This is a genomic window from Streptomyces sp. T12 (assembly GCF_028736035.1).
Classification (GTDB): domain Bacteria; phylum Actinomycetota; class Actinomycetes; order Streptomycetales; family Streptomycetaceae; genus Streptomyces.
Map to the genome: position 1 here is coordinate 5,023,891 of NZ_CP117866.1, position 16,214 is coordinate 5,040,104.

13 protein-coding genes and 1 tRNA gene are annotated in these 16,214 nt (G+C 66.6%); 4 read left to right on the top strand and 10 right to left on the bottom strand.

What is annotated here, in order from left to right; genetic code table 11:
- Positions 1 to 62: 62 nt before the first annotated feature.
- Positions 63 to 136 (bottom strand) — tRNA-Met (locus PBV52_RS22500).
- Positions 137 to 192: 56 nt separating this feature from the next.
- Positions 193 to 1,326, bottom strand: coding sequence for a dihydrofolate reductase family protein (locus PBV52_RS22505; RefSeq protein WP_274240575.1), 1,134 nt, complete (start codon positions 1,324 to 1,326; stop codon positions 193 to 195).
- 80 nt (positions 1,327 to 1,406) lie between these two features.
- Here PBV52_RS22505 and PBV52_RS22510 point away from each other — a divergent pair, with 80 nt between their 5' ends.
- On the top strand, positions 1,407 to 1,922 hold the full coding sequence (locus PBV52_RS22510) for a MarR family winged helix-turn-helix transcriptional regulator (RefSeq protein ID WP_274240576.1): 516 nt from the start codon (positions 1,407 to 1,409) through the stop codon (positions 1,920 to 1,922).
- A gap of 112 nt (positions 1,923 to 2,034) precedes the next feature.
- Positions 2,035 to 2,679, top strand: a complete 645-nt coding sequence (gene ribA, locus PBV52_RS22515) for a GTP cyclohydrolase II (protein WP_274240577.1) — start codon at positions 2,035 to 2,037, stop codon at positions 2,677 to 2,679.
- A gap of 97 nt (positions 2,680 to 2,776) precedes the next feature.
- On the opposite strand, the gene PBV52_RS22520 is transcribed toward ribA, so the two are convergent.
- Entirely contained in the window at positions 2,777 to 6,052 is a 3,276-nt protein-coding gene (locus tag PBV52_RS22520) for a S8 family serine peptidase (RefSeq protein WP_274240578.1), read from the bottom strand.
- Between the two features lie 241 nt (positions 6,053 to 6,293).
- Complete coding sequence (locus PBV52_RS22525; RefSeq protein ID WP_274240580.1) at positions 6,294 to 7,085, bottom strand: MBL fold metallo-hydrolase; 792 nt, start codon at positions 7,083 to 7,085, stop codon at positions 6,294 to 6,296.
- Positions 7,086 to 7,342: 257 nt separating this feature from the next.
- Between PBV52_RS22525 and PBV52_RS22530 the strand changes: the two genes are divergently transcribed.
- Positions 7,343 to 7,579, top strand: coding sequence for a hypothetical protein (locus PBV52_RS22530; protein WP_274240581.1), 237 nt, complete (start codon positions 7,343 to 7,345; stop codon positions 7,577 to 7,579).
- A 97-nt stretch (positions 7,580 to 7,676) separates the two neighbouring features.
- Here PBV52_RS22530 and PBV52_RS22535 read toward each other — a convergent pair whose 3' ends face one another.
- A complete protein-coding gene (locus PBV52_RS22535; RefSeq protein ID WP_274240582.1) occupies positions 7,677 to 8,738 on the bottom strand; it encodes an oxygenase MpaB family protein in 1,062 nt (353 codons plus the stop codon).
- A 91-nt stretch (positions 8,739 to 8,829) separates the two neighbouring features.
- On the opposite strand from PBV52_RS22535, the gene PBV52_RS22540 reads away from it, so the two are divergent.
- Positions 8,830 to 9,480, top strand: coding sequence for a TetR/AcrR family transcriptional regulator (locus PBV52_RS22540; protein WP_274240583.1), 651 nt, complete (start codon positions 8,830 to 8,832; stop codon positions 9,478 to 9,480).
- Positions 9,481 to 10,011: 531 nt separating this feature from the next.
- Here the strand turns inward: PBV52_RS22540 and PBV52_RS22545 are convergent.
- The 5 genes from PBV52_RS22545 to PBV52_RS22565 form a co-directional block, all read right to left on the bottom strand.
- Positions 10,012 to 12,057: a hypothetical protein gene (locus PBV52_RS22545; RefSeq protein ID WP_274240585.1), complete on the bottom strand. Its 2,046-nt coding sequence runs from the start codon at positions 12,055 to 12,057 to the stop codon at positions 10,012 to 10,014.
- A gap of 535 nt (positions 12,058 to 12,592) precedes the next feature.
- Positions 12,593 to 13,384 (bottom strand): hypothetical protein, encoded by a 792-nt coding sequence (locus PBV52_RS22550; RefSeq protein ID WP_274240586.1) that lies wholly within the window; start codon positions 13,382 to 13,384, stop codon positions 12,593 to 12,595.
- A gap of 9 nt (positions 13,385 to 13,393) precedes the next feature.
- Positions 13,394 to 14,857: an RNA-directed DNA polymerase gene (locus PBV52_RS22555; protein ID WP_274240588.1), complete on the bottom strand. Its 1,464-nt coding sequence runs from the start codon at positions 14,855 to 14,857 to the stop codon at positions 13,394 to 13,396.
- Between the two features lie 205 nt (positions 14,858 to 15,062).
- On the bottom strand, positions 15,063 to 15,695 hold the full coding sequence (locus PBV52_RS22560; protein WP_274240589.1) for a transposase: 633 nt from the start codon (positions 15,693 to 15,695) through the stop codon (positions 15,063 to 15,065).
- Positions 15,620 to 16,165, bottom strand: coding sequence for a winged helix-turn-helix domain-containing protein (locus PBV52_RS22565; protein WP_274240592.1), 546 nt, complete (start codon positions 16,163 to 16,165; stop codon positions 15,620 to 15,622). The genes PBV52_RS22560 and PBV52_RS22565 overlap by 76 nt, the downstream gene beginning before the upstream one ends.
- Between the last annotated feature and the right edge of the window lie 49 nt (positions 16,166 to 16,214).

The following is a 16,214-nucleotide window of genomic DNA, read 5'->3' on the forward strand; positions in this document are numbered from 1 at the left end:
GGACGACGGCTGGGAAAACACTCAGGGCCGGAACTGAATCAGTTCCGGCCCTGAGCCTTCAGTAGCGGGGACAGGATTTGAACCTGCGACCTCTGGGTTATGAGCCCAGCGAGCTACCGAGCTGCTCCACCCCGCGGCGATGACTCAATAGTACGCCATCCGCAGGACAGAAAGCACACGCCTTTCCCGGCGTCACGACAGCAGGTGACCATTCGGGGCCTTTGCCCGCTTCTCGTACTCCGGCAGGACCAGGACATCCACCCCCTGTCCCGCCAGCACCCCACTGCCGTCGGCCGCCACCACGAACGTGTCCGGCTCCCGCCAAGCCGTCACCACCCGCCGCACCCCCGCCGCCAGGATCAGCCGCGCGCAGGGCGCCGGCCGGGAGGCCCGCCGGGTACACGGCTCCAGGCTGCTGTACACCGTCGCCGTCGCCAGCCTCGGATCACCGGCCGCGATCTTCGCGAGCGCCGCCTCCTCCGCGTGCACCACGGGATCGCCGCCCTCCCTGGAGTACCCGCGCGCCAGTTCCGTACCGTCGGCCGCCACCACCACCGCCCCGACACTGAAGGCCGTCTCCGACGGCGGGCACTGCGTCGCCAGGTCACACGCCCGTGCCAGCCAGTGCCGATCCGCGGCGGAGGGAAGGGCACCGGCGCCGGGCGCCGTCGGCTCGTAGCGCATCAGGACGACGTCCTCGATCCGCCGCGTCTCCAGCAGCCGCAGGCGCCCGCCCTGGTATCCCCCCGGCCCGAACAGCCGCGGCGCCTCCGGATCCCCCACGAACAGCGGTGCCAGCACCAGCTGCACCTCGTCCGCGAGCCCCTGCTGCAGCAGCTGCGTGTGGATCGTGCCGCCGCCCTCCACCATCAGCCGCTCGACACCGCGCACCTCGTGCAGGTGCTCCAGCAGCCCCCGCCAGTCCAGCTCGGCGCCCAGCGCGACCACATCCGCCGCGACCGGCGCCCGCCGCAGCCGCTCCGCGCCCTTCTCCGTCGTGTAGACGATCTTCTGACCGCCCGTGTGCCAGAAGTTCGCCGCCGGATCCAGTTCGCCGGACGCGCTGACCGTGACCTTCAGCGGATACTCGGGTTTCCCCGCCGCCACCCGCGCGGCCCGTCGCTCGGCCGAGTTCACCAGCAGCCGCGGATTGTCCGCCCGGATGGTGCCGGCGCCGATGAGGATCGCGTCCACCGAGGCCCGTACCTCGTCGACCCGGTCGAAGTCGGCCGGGCTGGACAGCAGCAGGCGCTCGGGGGTGGTGTCGTCGAGGTAGCCGTCCAGCGAGACCGCGGCGGACAGCAGGACGTAGGGGTACGACGGCATCGGCACGCTCTCCGGCTCGGCAGACTCGGTCTGGCAATCTCGGGCTTGGTTCAAGTTTGAAACAAACCTACACTGGTCGCATGACGACTCGCTGGCTCTCCCCCGAGGAGCAGCGCGCCTGGCGCGCCTACATCGCCTCCGCCGCCCTCGTGGAGGACGCGCTGGACCGGCAGCTCCAGCAGGAAGCCGGCATGCCCCATCTGTATTACTCCATCCTCGCCACCCTGTCCGAGGCTCCGGAGCGCCGGTTGCGCATGACCGATCTCGCCGAGGGGCTGAAGATCACCCGGAGCCGGCTGACGTACGCCGTGACGCGGCTGGAGAAGGACGGGCTGGTGGGGCGCGAGGACTGCCGCTGGGACAAGCGCGGCAGCATCGCGACGCTCACCGAGGAAGGGATGCGTGTCCTGGAGCGTACGGCCCCGGGGCATGTGGAGACCGTACGGGCGCTGCTCTTCGACCGGCTGACCCCGGAGCAGGTCGGCCAGCTGGAGGAGATCTTCACCGCGGTCGCCGAGGGCTTCCAGGGCGAGGACGCGCACGCCACCGCGGATGACGTGCCCTGGCGGCGGCGCTCCGGCAAGTCCTGTTCGTGACGCACACGACATATTTGTTGCTTCAAATTTAAAGCATGGGGTAGGGTCCTGGACCGAGGAGCTGCTTCAAATCTGAAGCAGCCGACCCACGGACGGAACCCGGAGAACCCGCATGCCCGACTTCACCGCCGCCGCCACCCAGCGCGCCCGCGTCCGGGTCCCGCTGCGCTTCCACGACGGTTACTCCGTAGACGCCGAACTGGTCACCTTCCACGGCCTGACCGACGGCCAGGAGCACGTGGCCGTCGTCCTCGGCGACCCGGCCCCCGGCACCACCCCGCTGGTCCGGCTGCACTCCGAGTGCCTGACCGGCGACGTCTTCGGCTCGGCCCGCTGCGACTGCGGCCCCCAGCTGCGCGAGGCCGTCGAGCGCATCGCCGAGCGCGGCGGCGTGCTGCTGTACCTGCGCCAGGAGGGCCGCGGCATCGGGCTCTACAACAAGCTGGACGCGTACGCCCTCCAGGACCAGGGCCTCGACACCTACGCCGCGAACGCCGCCCTCGGCCTGCCGGAGGACGCCCGCGACTACACGGCGGCCGCCCAGATGCTCACCGCCCTCGGCATCGGCGCACTGGACCTGCTCTCCAACAACCCCGACAAGGCCGACCAGTTGCGCGCCCTGGGCATCGAGGTCCAGGGCCGCGTACCCACCGGCGTCTTCGCCACCGCGGACAACGTCCGCTACCTGCGCGCGAAGGTGCTGCAGACCCAGCACACGCTGCCGCTGGGGGCCCTCGCGGGGCTCAACGCGGGCTGAGCGGACGGCAGCACGCCGGAGACAGAACGAAGGGGCGGGCGTCCGGATCGGACACCCGCCCCTCAGTCGTACGTCGACTACAGCAGCCCGACGACGACTACGGCGTGACCTTCTCGATCGTCACCCCGCCGACACCCGCGGTCGTCCCGCGCGTGTTCACCAGCCGTACCTCACCGAAGAGCTGCCGGCCCTCGGGCACGGCCCGCGCGACCGTGACGTTCGCCGCCACCTTCGCCGAGTCGCCCGTGCCGAGCTTCACCGGCGACTCGTCGACGGTGACCGAACCGAGCGCGGAGGAGAAGAAGGCGTCCCGGTAGTCGTACGCGGTGGAGCCGGACGGCACCTCGAAGCCGACGACCTCGACGGTGTACTTGCCGGCGGCCGGGTTGGCGATGGAGACGGCCTCCTCGGAGTCGCCGTCCGCGGACTGGCCGACGAGCTTGCCCTCGGCGTCGTACACGTTCAGGTCGAGGTCGGAGCCCAGGTCGGAGACCTTGCCGATGGCGACGTCCAGCGAGGTGGTGCCCTCGGGCACCTCGACGGTGCTGGTCTGCGTCTCACCGCCGGCGATGGTCGGCCGCCCGGTCTTCGACGAGCCGAGTGCGCCGCCCTTGAGGTTGCCCTCCACGGCCTCCAGCTTGTTGGTCACCGTCCAGGAGGCGGCGACCGGCGTGCCGACCTTGGCCTCCGGGACGGTCACGGCCGCCGGGTCGAAGGACGCGCCGTACACGGTGGCGTTCAGCTGGTACGGGTTGTCCAGCAGGGCCGACGTACGGCGCGAGTCGACCTCGATCTCCCAGACGCCGGGCAGCGGGTCCTCGTAGGAGGCGATGTCCGTCGTGGTGGTGTCGTTGTCGGCGACCGGGGTGCCGTACGGGCTGATGGCGCTGAACAGCGTCCGGCTGCCCTCCTTCAGCCCGCCGAGCGTGACCTGGAGCGACTTCGTGCCCTCGGGGACGGTGACGAAGTACGACTTGAAGTTGTTGCGCTGCACCGAGCCCGAGGCGGTGAAGGTGTGCTGGACCGGCGTGGAGACCACGACGGTGTTGAGGATCTGCTTGTCGACGCCCGCCGTCCTCGGGTCGTCGGCCTGAAGGATCGCGCTCTTGATGCCCGCGTGCTTCGGCGCGGCCTGGACCTTGACGGTCACCGCCTTGTTCAGCGGCAGGTCGACCACCTTCGGGCCGACGATCGAGAAGGTGCGGGCCTTGTTGTTCGCCAGGCGCAGGATGTGCGGGAGCGAGCCGCCGGGGCCGGACGTACGGGTGATGGTGACGTCGTACGTCTTCTTCTGGCCGGCCTTGAGGCCGCCCTCGCGGTCGTAGACGCCCGTGCCGAAGCCCGGCGTCTTCAGCGCCTGGTCGAGCGCGGTGTCGACCGGGGCCTTGACGGCGTAGTCGTGGGCGGTGGCGCCCGCCTTGATCGCCTTCCAGGCGTCGACGACGTCGATGAGGCCGGCACCCTCCTCGTACGCCTGAAGTCCCTCGATGTGCTTGGCGGTCGAGGTGAGAGCCGTGCGCAGCTTCACCGGCGTCAGCTTGATGCCCTGCTGCTTGGCGGCGCTCAGCAGCAGCGCGCTCGCGCCCGCCGTCTGCGGGGACGCCATCGACGTGCCGTTGTACATGGCGTAGCCGGCCGGCAGCTTCCAGCCCGCCTCGGCGATCGGCGCGCCGGGCATCCAGGCCGGGATCGTGCTGACCGCGGAGCCGGGGGCGACGACGGTCGGGGTGAAGCCGCCGTCCTCACGCGGGCCGCGCGAGGAGAAGTTGAACAGCTGGTACTCGTTGCGCACGCCGGTGCCGTAGTTGGCGGCGAAGGTCTCCTTGGAGACGCCGGCGCCGACCGAGATGACCTTGTCGGCCAGGCCCGGGTCGCCGATGGTGTTGGCGCCGGGGCCGGAGTTGCCGCCGGAGAGGACGAGCTGGACGCCGTAGGTGTCGATGAGCCGCGTGTAGAGCTCGGCGCCTGCGTTGTTGCCGTCGTTCAGCGGGGGCAGGCCGCCGATGGACATGTTGACGACGTCGACGCCACGGTTGACGACGAGGTCGATCATGCCCTCGGTGAGCGCGACGTTCGAGCAGCCCGGGCCGAAGATGCAGGCCCGCGCGGAGACGATCTTCGCACCGGGGGCGGCGCCGTTCATCTTGCCGCCGAACATGCCGTTGGCGGCGGTGATGCCGGCCACGTGGCTGCCGTGCGAACCGGCGGTGAGGCCGATGTTGACGAAGTCGGCCTTCTTGCCGACCCAGTCGCCGCCCAGCGGATCCATCGGGACGTCCTTGCGGACCTCCACGACGAAGTCCTGGCTCTCGGGGATGTCCGTGGCCGGGTTGTCCGTGCCGAAGCGGCCGACCTGGTGGCCGTCCTTGTACGGCTTCATCGGGGTGTCGTCGGTGAAGTCGCCGTTGTCGTCGACGTCGACGGTGACCGTCCCGGCCGCCGGGTCGTACAGGACGCCCCAGTCGTCGGTGGTGTCGCCGTCGCGGTTGACGTCGCCGTCGGCGTCGCCGTCCGTGACCTTGCCCTGGTTGGTGACGTCCTCACGGAAGGTGCTGATCCGGTACGAGCCCTCAGGGGCCTTCCAGCTCTTGCCGCCGTAGGTGAAGGCCGGCCCCGAGACGGAGCTGGTCATCGCCCGCCAGGTGCCGTCGCCGTCGACGATGGGGTCGGTGGCGGTCACCCAGTCGACGATCTTGCGCTCACCGGTGGTGGTCTTCTGCAGCGCGGGGCTCGCGAGGTCGACACCGGTGTCGAGGACGCCGATGGTCACGCCACGGCCGTCCGCCTTCGGGTTCTTCTTCACGAAGTCCACCGCGCCCGTCTCGAAGGACGGGTTGTACGGGTTCTTCGCGGGGGTGTTCTTGTCCGGGCCGGGGTAAGCGGCCGCGGAGGCGCTCGACTTGCCGCCGCTTTCGAGGCTCGGCTCCTCCAGGGGTATTTCGTCCCGCAGGTCGATGGCCTGCACGGAGGAGAGCTTGGCGGCGGCCGTGATCGCCGAGTCCGCCCTGGCGGTCGGCACCGTGGCCCGTACGTATCCGAGCTTGTCGTACGTACGGCCCACGGAGCCGCCCTTGATCGCGTCCAGCTCCTCGGCGACCTTCTCGGTCTGGCCGGGCGCCGTGGCGATCATCATCGTGACGGTCTTGTCGCGCTGTGCCTTGGCCTCCGCGAGGAGGTCGGCGTCGTCCGAACCGAGCTTGTCGTGCGCGGACTTGACGCCGGGTTCGGCCGCGGTGGCGGGTGAGCCGTCCGCGGCGAGGGCGAGGGGTATGGGCCCCGCCGCGGAGAGCGCGGCGACGAGGCCCGCGGCCACGGCGATACGGGCGACGCGTGTCGCGCCCGGTATCGGGGCCGGGTGGGGGGTGGTGGGCATGGTGATCCCTGGTGCTGAAGGAACGTAGACGTCGGCGGCCGTATCGAGCACCTTCGACCGCCGCGGTCCGGAATGTGATCCCGGATGATCGCCCAGCTTCCCCCAAGGGACCGATTTCTCTTGATAGTTCAGGGAGCCGAGATCGCCGACTGGCACAAACTCGCCATGCGTCATGGGGGACTTATCCGACCAGGCTGTGACATTCCTGTGAGACGGTCCGGCTACGCCCCCCGAGTGCCGGTCAGCCCAGCTGCACCCGGTCGGTCAACCCCGCCTCGGCGAACGCGGCCACCAGCTCGTCGCGCCCCTCGGTGAAGTGGGCCCAACTGTCGAAGTGGACGGGGACGATCCGGCGCGCCCCGAGTATCCGGGCGGCCTCCACGGCCCGGACGCTGTCGAGGGTGAGCAACTGGCGGTCGAGAACGGCCGTGCGGGCGGCGCCGGCGAAGAGAACGGCGGTGTCCACCGGCCCGAACCGCTCGGCGATCTCCTTGACCGGCCCGAGCTGGGCGTTGTCGCCGCTGACGTACACCGTGGGCAGACCGGCCCCGGTCAGCACGAAGCCGACGACCTGACCGACGACCGCTTCGAGTTCCTCCCGCTCTCCCGGGCCGTGCAGTGCGGGCACCCCGGTCACGGTGATCGTGCCCCCGCCGGGCCGGTCCACGGTCACGGACTCCCAGTCCCCCAGCCCCCGAGCGGCACCGCCCAGCCGCCTGGCGCCACTTGGCGTGGTCAAGGTCAACGGCACCTCGGAGAGCAGCGCACGGCCGGAGACGTCGAGGTTGTCGGGGTGCTCGTCGTGCGAGAGCAGAACCACGTCGATCCGCCCGAGCTCGGCGGGCGAGGCGGAGGCGGCGGCGGTCTTGGTCAGGGCGCGGCCGCCACCCAGCGGGTAGTCGCCGGGGGCGTCGAAGGTGGGGTCGGTGAGGAGGCGCAGACCGCCGTACTCGATGAGGGCGGTCGGGCCGCCGAAGACGCGGACGGGGACCGGGGCGGGGACCTGCTCGCTGGTGGTGCGGGTGGCGACCATCGTCATACCTCACGGTTGAGAGGAGATGTATCCGTGAGGCACAGCTAACCGCTTCTCACGGATAGATGCAAGCCATAACGTGAGAAGCCGAAGTCGGCCCGGGGCCGCGGACATTGAGGCCCCGTCACAGCCGATTGACCCTCAGGACCCCCATATGGCAGTCCCGATGAGCGCGGCGACAGATATCGGATTAGCCTCCGAAATGAGCGCAAAGTGGATCTATCAATGGTGCGCTCTACCCAACCCGAGGAGGAGCAATGCGCAAGATTCAGAAGGCCGCTGTCGCGGCCGCCATCCTGGGGAGCTTCAGCTTCATAGCCACCGCCCCCGCCGCTGCATACGACGGGCATGGCCACGGCTGTAAGTCGCACGACTTGAACGTCGACATCCTCGGCCAGGTCGGGGTACTCCCCGGCCTTTTGGGCAATGCCGTGAACGGCGAGGGCAACGCGGGCGGAATGTGGAACCACACCGGCTCAAGTTGTGGCCACTAGTCGTTCCAGTTCACCGCGATAAGTCTCGGCGCCGGGCCCACCAGCCCGGCGCCGAGCCCGTGTTGGCAGACACCCGGCACCAGAAGATCGGCCCCGGTTACGAGAGCGGCCCCAGGATCTCCTGGGACTCGATGAGCCCCTGGTCGCTGGACGCCTCGCCGTCGTCGAAGACGCGCGCGGCCTGTCGGGCCCGGAATTCGAGGTGGGCTTCGGCGGGCTTGGCGTAGCCGTGGCGGGCGCGGGCTTCCGCGGGCGTCAGCACTTCCTCCTCGCGGGGAGGGATGCCGAGCTTCATCGGCGCGATCACCGCGACCGTGGAGGGCGAAAGCCGTGCTATCAGGCGCAGTTCGGCCTTGGGGCTGAGGTGGGCGAGCGCGAAGGCCGCTTTCATGACGGGCACGATGAGCAGGTCGAGGAGGCGGGACTGCCGGATCCCGGCCATCTCGCGCATCCAGCGCGGCATGGTGGCGATCGTGGCGATCCGCTGTGCCTTCGCGACCGCCATGCTCGCCGGCTTCGCCCAGCGCGGCGTAGGCGGCAGGACGAGCTCACTCCTGAGCAGGTGGTTCATGGCCTGCCGGGCGATCGGACTGGCGGACAGCCGCGGACGCATCCGTTCGAAGTACGCCCGCACGCCCGCACGGCTGCGGGGGATGTCGTCGGGGGAGCAGGTCTGCAGTTCCGCGGCGACCGCGCACGCCTCCCAGTACTCCTTCTCCTCCTGCGCGGTGAGCCTGCCGGGTCCGTACTTCTCGTACGCGTAGAGGATCGAGTGCCAGCCGGTGAGCTGGATCCACAGCTGCGAGGCGGGGTCGTTGGCATCGTAGGTCCCGCCGCCGTAGGGCAGCTTGCCGATCGCCTTGGAATGGACCTTGACCAGGATGTCCGCGGCCTTGCACACCTCCCGCGAACCGGCGAAGGCCACCATCGCGAAGTACCGCAGGGTCCGGTCGTAGCGAGTGCGGGAGCGCTGGTAGATGCCCTGGGTCGCGTGGACGGCGGCCACCAGCGGCGGGTCGAGTTCCTCGACCACCACGGCCCGCTGAAAACCCACCGTCGGAGCGGTCGGATAGCTCCAGACCTTCCACACCACCGACCCCGGGCCGAAGAAGCCGTAGTCCTCGTGCGGTTCGACCTCACTCCACTTCGACTTCGCCATGGAGCCGCTCCTCATGCGTCCGCGGCGTACGCCGCCGTCGATTACGACACTGCTGTCTTAAATTAAGACACGGGTGTCGTAAACTGCCAAGGTGTCAGCACCCACCTCTTCGGAAGACAGGCCACGCAAGCGACGCCCCTACGCCCCGCGCGTCCCGATCGCGGAACGCCGCGAGCAGCTGCTCGACGCGGCCCTCGCCGTGATCGTGAGCGACGGCTACGAACGGGTCTCCATCGACGCCATCGCGAAGAAGGCCGATGTCGCCCGGTCGGTGGTCTACGGCGCCTTCGAGAACCTCGACGCCCTGCTGACCGCACTGCTCGACCGGCAGCAGGCACGCGCCTTCGGACGACTGCTCCAGACGATCCCCAGCGCGGCGGACCTGCGCGACCCCGCCGCGTTCGCCTCCGAGGCGGTGCGCCGGATGTCCGCGATGCTCCGCGAGGACCCCGACACCTGGCGGCTGATCCTGCTGACTCCGGGCACCATGCCCACGGTCGTCCGCGACCGCATCGAGGCGGACCGAGAACGGTTTCGGCGCCGGGTCGAGAAATGGCTCTCCCTCGTCCTGGCCGACCGGCGGGGCCCGGCACTCGACCCGGAGGTCCTCGCCCACGCCCTCGTCGCCTGCGCGGAACACTTCGGCCGCATCGCGCTCACCGACCCCGGCAGATTCGACCCGCCCCACCTGATCGGCCAGGTGCAGGTGATCCTCGGCGCCATCTGGCCGCCGACGCGTTGACGGCATGTCAGCGGAGAACAGCCGCTCACACCCGGGCCCGAAAACGAAGCAGCGCCCGACCCGACCGAAGCCGACCCAGGCGCTGCGCAGCAGGTCAGAGGGCATTCCCCTCGCCTGCCACCGGTAGGCCCTGTGGGACTCGAACCCACAACCAATGGATTAAAAGTCCTGGCCAAGGCTTGCTGGGTGGTTCCGGATGCTTCTTCGGGGTCCGGAACCACCTGGTCAGAGCATGTGCGCCGTGAGTGCCGATCCGGCGCGGGACAGGCTGTGCCACGCCGTCCGCTCACGCATCGCTCACGCACGGCACGCCCCTGAGCAGCGGCTTTCGGCCTACAAGAGGACAGCGCACCCTCTGTTGCCCCCATCGAGATCAATAGTCGGTGAGGACAGTGCTGCAGTCCATGAGTTCTCCGAGTTGGGGCGCCCATGGACTGCCCTGTGGTTCGCGCACGGCCACGCTGATTCACCCGGCCGGGGCGCCCCGCTGTGCCGCGGGCCAGCACCGCTGAAGGTCACCTGGGGGCTTGGTCACCTGTCAGTCCGGACGAAACGGCAGAAGGGCGCCTCGAATTTCAAGGAGACGGATTCCTTGCACTGCTTGCCTCCGACCTTCAAAGCCCGCACGATGGCTGAGTCGGCGTCGGGCAGGTTCGTCCAGTACACCCCGTCGCGATGTAGTTCAACGATGGTGTCGGCGCCGCGTGCGATAGGCGTCGGGACATGTCGCAGTTCGAGCGGCTCGTCAGGCCCTTCGCTCAACGCACGAGCTGTGATCAGAACTGCGAGGTTGTGTTCCTCCGCAATGCGGCGTGCCACGTCCATGCTCAATGCCAGGCCCTCCTCGTCCAGGTCGCTGTAGCTCTGGATCGTGTCGACCACCCACAGGGCAAGGCGACCACGCTGCGGTGGGATGACCGTAGTTGCGGCTTCCCGGAAGACCTGTTCAAGCGGGAGCCCGATGGCCGGGGTGTGCCAGCCTGGCACCCTGACTGAGGACTCTGATGCGCGGCGACGCAGGGAGTCGAAGTCCACCGTGTCGGCGGGGTAGCGCAGATCTGCTCCGCAGGTGGCGCTGACAAGCTTCCGCTCGATCGCGTCGGAGTTGATCTCGCAGGTGCTGAAGACCGTGAGTCGGTCGGCTGTGGCATTGTGCAGCGCGATGTTCAGCGCCATTGTCGAGCGGCCGGCAGTTGGCACGGACACGATCGCGGTGACCGTCCCAGGCTCCAGCTTCAGGAGGTCGTTGACGTCCGGCCACGGAGTGGCACCAGGAGTCTTGCCGAGGTCGATCCAGGTGCCTTCCTCATCGATGCCAGGCACCGGGTGCGGTACTTCCTCGGAGCCCTCGTCCTCCGTGCCTTCGGCGGCGTTTTCAGCGGGCCAGGCGTGCAAGGGGACCTGCGCGTCGCGGGATGCCACCTGCATCATGTCTGGCTGCCACATCACCTTGCTGAAGAACGTCTCCCCGATGGCCGAGAGAGGGAGATTCCAGGGCCGACCGAAGGGCTTGACGTCCCAGCCGTTGGCGCGGGCCCTGTCGGCGCTGGCGCTGATCCGCCCGATGGTGCTGTTGGCGGCCTGCCGCTTGTTCACTCCGCCACGCTGGTAATAGGCGGCGGAGTCCTTGGCCGCCCGGTAGATGAAGTTGAAGACCTGGCCGAGGCTGAAGGTACTCAGGGCGTCCTGGAGGGCGGTGCGGGTCCCCTCGCCCTGGTTCATCTCAAGGTGGTGCTCGCCGAGCTTCATCGCGAGGTAGTCCTGTGCGTCCGCCAGCACCAGCTCGTCCCATAGCTCCCGCCACTGGCCCGCCCAGGAGGTCGGCCACGGGCCTTCCCGGAAGGTGCGGTTCAGAGCTTGGAGGAGACGGGGGTGCCGATCAGTGAGCTCGTCGGCCTGGCCCATGAGGTAGTAGCTGACGCGGCCGAGGTAGAAGGAATCGCTGAGTTCCCCGTCGTCGTCCAGGGCGAAGGCGTCAAGGTGCGAGTCCGGGTGCACTTTGATCAGACGCGGCACAGCCTTCAAGAGCCCACGCTCGAAGTCGTACCGAAGCTGCTCGGGAGCCCAGCGGCGCTCCTTCGGCCAGATGTCGGTGGGAGACGTCAGCCCGGCGTCTTCGACTGCCGGGTCGCTAAAGAGGGTATGCAGCGCGATAGCCTCGAAAAGAGTGAGGTCGGCGGGCTCCAAGTCGGGACCGTTCATGACGGGGTACTGCTCGTAGACCTCGGCCCGGCGCCGCGCCTTCTGTTCCTTGACCCGCGCGGCCTGCTCTTCCACTTCGCGTTCGTGGCAGCTCGGGCACTTCCAGCTTTCGAAACGGAGAGCTTGAGCGAGGTCACTGCGGCTGGACACCGGGTAGGGGTCCTCGCACGACTCGCACAACAAGTCGGCCAGGTAGGCCGTGCCGGCCTGCTGGGCGATGCGGGTCATCTGCTGTGGCTTCAACCCGTACTCGGTCCGGATGGCCGTGACAGTCTGCGCCCACGTCTCACCGTCTTCGTTGAGTCGCCAGTACGCCTCGAAGGCGGCTGCCTCGGACGCATCGTCCGTGAGCACTTCGAGTTCGAGCTGAGCCACGTTCCCCCCTGGGTGTTGTCGGCAGGCATCAAGTATTTCGGATTTGCCGACAACCGACCGGCGTTTTCGCCGCATGGACTGCACTGACCTGCGCCGAGGAACAATGTTCCGCTTCTGTGAGACAACTCGGTTGCGCTGCCGGGCTCGACCTCCGCGACGGACACGTTTTCCTCGGCCCGGAGTCCGGCTGTCTGTGCCGCAGCAACTTCCATGGCGACTGGATCAAGGCCGGGGCGCAGTCAGCTACTTCGCAGTTCAAGGGAGCAGTGCCAGTCGGCGCCGAGTCGCATGGCGGCGATGGCGCGCGGGGCGCGGACAACCGATGATGCGAGCCGGCCGACGCGTCCGCCGCAGCGCTGAACGGAGGCACATGGTCTGCATGGCTCCGCAATTCCGTGGAGTATCACCCGCCAGGATCTGGCTGCCCAGGGCCTGAACACCGGGCGGGAGACCGTCGGCTGGCACCTGCAGACCATCTCCACGTGCGCGTGTCGAGGGCTGACGCAGACTGGAGCCTTGATGGGACGCCGTCCTCCTAATGAATTAGGCGCTGTGCATGCCGGGCTATGTCGAACCTCTGAGGAGCGCCTGGAATAGCCCCACGTCGACGAATCATATCTTCCGTGACCCACTGTATCGAATCAGGATGAGTAGCTATCAGACTTTGCAAAGCAGAAAGCTGATCCTCGGTAGGGAGCAACTCGTAGATGTCCGCGACGAGGATTTCGAGGCAATTGGCGTGCTCGCTGAACCGAATGGGGTCAATATCTCGCCGCACGTAGTCGTGAAATATGTAAGGGAACACGCTATGCGGGAGTGGTCCATTTTCTACGAGTTCTTCGTAAAACTCTCTCCAAGGGGAATCCTCACGCCCTTTTCGCGATTCGAACCAGCTATAGAATCTGGACAGCTCCTTCCCCTTAATGCGAATGCGCATGTCGTCTTTACTTGTAGAGTCAAAGGGTATGAGATCGTCGTCCTGTGCGCCGATTCCACTCAAGAAGGCTCGGCCGCTTCTGGTTATCTTGTAAACCCCTCCAACGGGCTGGAATTGGGGAAATCGATGCCCTTGGATGAGTAGGTAGCGGCCGTCGACCTTGATGCGAAATAGATAGGATGCGGAAATGCGAATTTCAGACTTAGCGTAACGAAATGAGTACCATCGGTGTCGTATCTCCGTGGCATTGGAAGCCACCCCGTCTGCGACCGGCAGAAGGAGTCCCACCACTCCGCCACTTGCTAGATCGCCCAGAGTGCTGCCCTGTTGCGTGAATGCGACAATGAGGCATGCCAGCAACAATGCTATATAGAAAAGAAGTCTCTTCATGGCCACCAACTACTTTGGGTGCGGAATTCTGGGATTGCGAAGCAAATAGGCTGCTGTCCAGCGAAGTTGTGAAGGGGAGCGCGTTAGATTATGGAGAAGGGTTGGTGATATGTAGTCTGATTCGTGCATGGCTACGAGAAGCGCGCGCCGGACATGCTCGCTTCCCTCGTTCTCGTACTCCATCCTGAGAAGTGGGCCATCGGCTGGCTTTGCGAAACTACCGATGTATCTAGCGGCGAACTCGCGGGGAAGGTTAGGCCGGTTGTGATCCCGTAGTACGCGCCATGCGTGAGATTTGATCGCCGCAGATTCAAGATTTTTTCGGAGGGCACTATGAAATATATTCCTTTCGAGGTACGGGTAGTCTCGGTTCGGCATGGAGTCAGTAAGTGTCTCTAGTGTTTGCGCCAACGTCTTGCTGTGTCTGGGTAGCGCCTCAGCGTATCTAAGGATCTGTTCCGACAAGTGATGCAGGGACTGGAGGTTATCCATGCCCCACTCGAGAGCGGAATCATCTTTGATGCGGCCGAGACGCGGAAGAGAGAATTTGATGTCGCGCTCGTTTAGTGACTCTTGTGTGAGTGCGCGCGCGAAAAGGTCTCGTAGCAGTTTTTTCGCCCAAGGTTTTCCCAGACCGAGGAAGTAGCTGATCAGATCCTTTTCTGCGTCGTCCAGAAAATCTTCCGCACCCTCTTTGGTGAAAATCTCCGTCTTTGTGGAGGACATGGAAAGTTTGCGGGCTCGGAGCGTCCTATTTGTACCGAGTAGGATTGATCTGAGTTCTTCTTCGTCCCGATCGAAGAGATATATGTCGTCAGAATACCTTACCCAATCGATTTCTGTTTGAAGCAACCATTCGTCAATTGGTAGAAGGTATGTGTTGGCCAAAATTCCAGATGCCGTTGCCCCTTGTGGAAGCCCCCAGGCGTGACTCTGGTGCGAGAAATGATTCAGGAAGTATTGCAATCGCTCGATGGTCTTCCCGTCTACACCTATAGAATCCAGATCCATCGACAAGATACTCAGATCTATATGCTCATAGAATGAGGTGATGTCGGTACGGGCCATTCGGGTGCCAGATTGCTGAAGCTTGGCTCTTGCTCTTTCCCGCATTTTCACCCATGCGCGGATGGAGTGGGTAGTCGGGCGATTAGCTCGGTAGCTATATACGCGGCCCGACAGGAGAGGTTCAATCGATTCCGCCACAACAGCCGCTAGCGCGTCATATATCAATCGATCCTTGATTGAGAAACGCGCGATCGGGCGTACGGATAGCGGATTCTTCGGATGCTCTACTATTTCGACATACCCAGGACCCCAGCTGGAGTGATCGAGATCATTCAAGATCTCACTCCGCAAGGATCTCCAGAAGGGCTTGAGATCTTCGAAATTGACGATGTCTGGCGCTTCGCGTCGTCCCTCGAGTGAGAAGAGTTGCGCGGCGGCGCGGTTCAGATGGCGAGCCTCAACCACACTCAATCCACTCCGACTTGGTGGGGAACGCGGTGAAGCAGTCTACGGCATGACTTGACTCGTGAGGGGTAGGCGGCGCCTCGGCGGTATTGGGATGGTTCGGTTGGTGTGTGACCTCGTCATGTTCCGTCGTTGGCACGGAAGGTAGCGCATGGGTGCTTTCAATGATCATGCAGCTTTGTAGGGGTGGCGGTGCTCCGATTACTCAGGTTGAATCCGTGATGTCCGGTGTCTCGATCAGGCCCTGAAGGTCCAGGCCGGTGGTCGGCAGGCAGCCTGTGATCAGGTGCGGCCGGTACTGGATCTTCTTGAGTTTCCGCTTGATGACGCGGGTCAGGTGCGCGAGGTCGGTGGCGGCGAAGTCGGCCAGGGCCCGCTTGAGCAGGCTCCAGATGCCCTCCTGCGGGTTGATCTCTGGTGCGTACGGCGGCAGATGGAAGATGACCAGCCAGTCCTTGTGCTCCGCCTCGAAGTCGAAGAGCTCCTGCTGCAGATGCACACTCAGGTTGTCCCAGACCCACACCACGGGGGTGCCGAGCTGCAGGTGGACCATGCGGATGAAGTCCCGGTAGTCGCTCCAGGCGAAGGTCTTCGGCTCGCCCCTGCGGCCGCGGTTCACGTGCAGCTTGAAGAACATCCGAGGCCGGTGGCCGGGCTTGAAACACACCGCGCCGGCGATGTTGACCCGGCCGCCGCGCCGCCCGGCCACCCGCACCACGGGTCTGGCCCCGCGCGGGGCCCAGGTCCGGCCCTTCGGCGGGATCAGCGACTGGCCGGACTCGTCCGCGAAACAGATGTGGGCGCCCAGGTCGTGCGCGGTACTTTTACCCGCGGCCACACCTCGGCCTTCCACACCTCGATCGCCGCCTCGTCCTGCTCCAGCGCCCGCCGCACGGGCACCTGGCAGCTCCAGCCATGCCGCTTCAGCAGCCGCCACACGCCCTGCACGGTGTAGCCGACGTGGAACAGCCGGCCGATCAGCAGCTTCACCCGCTTCAGCGTCCAGCCCTGCGCCTCGTCGTCGAAGCCGTGCGCCAGCGGGCCCCGTTTCAACTCCGCCTCCAGCCGCTGCCACTGCGCCAGCGACAGCCGCTCCACCGCCATCGGCCCCGCTAACGCCAACGCTCCGGCACCGCCCTGCCGCCAGGCCGCCCGCCACCGGCGCACCGACCGGTCCGTCACCCGTAACTCGGCCGCGATCCGGGCCGTGCCCGCCCCGGCCTCGAACCACTTGGCCGCCTCCAGGCGCACGGCCTCCCGCTTCACCTGCCCGGCAGGCGTCAGCCCGCCCCCTTGCGCATACCGCATGAAGACGTCGTACCGCAGGGATCACGACCCGTCACCACACCCCGGACAT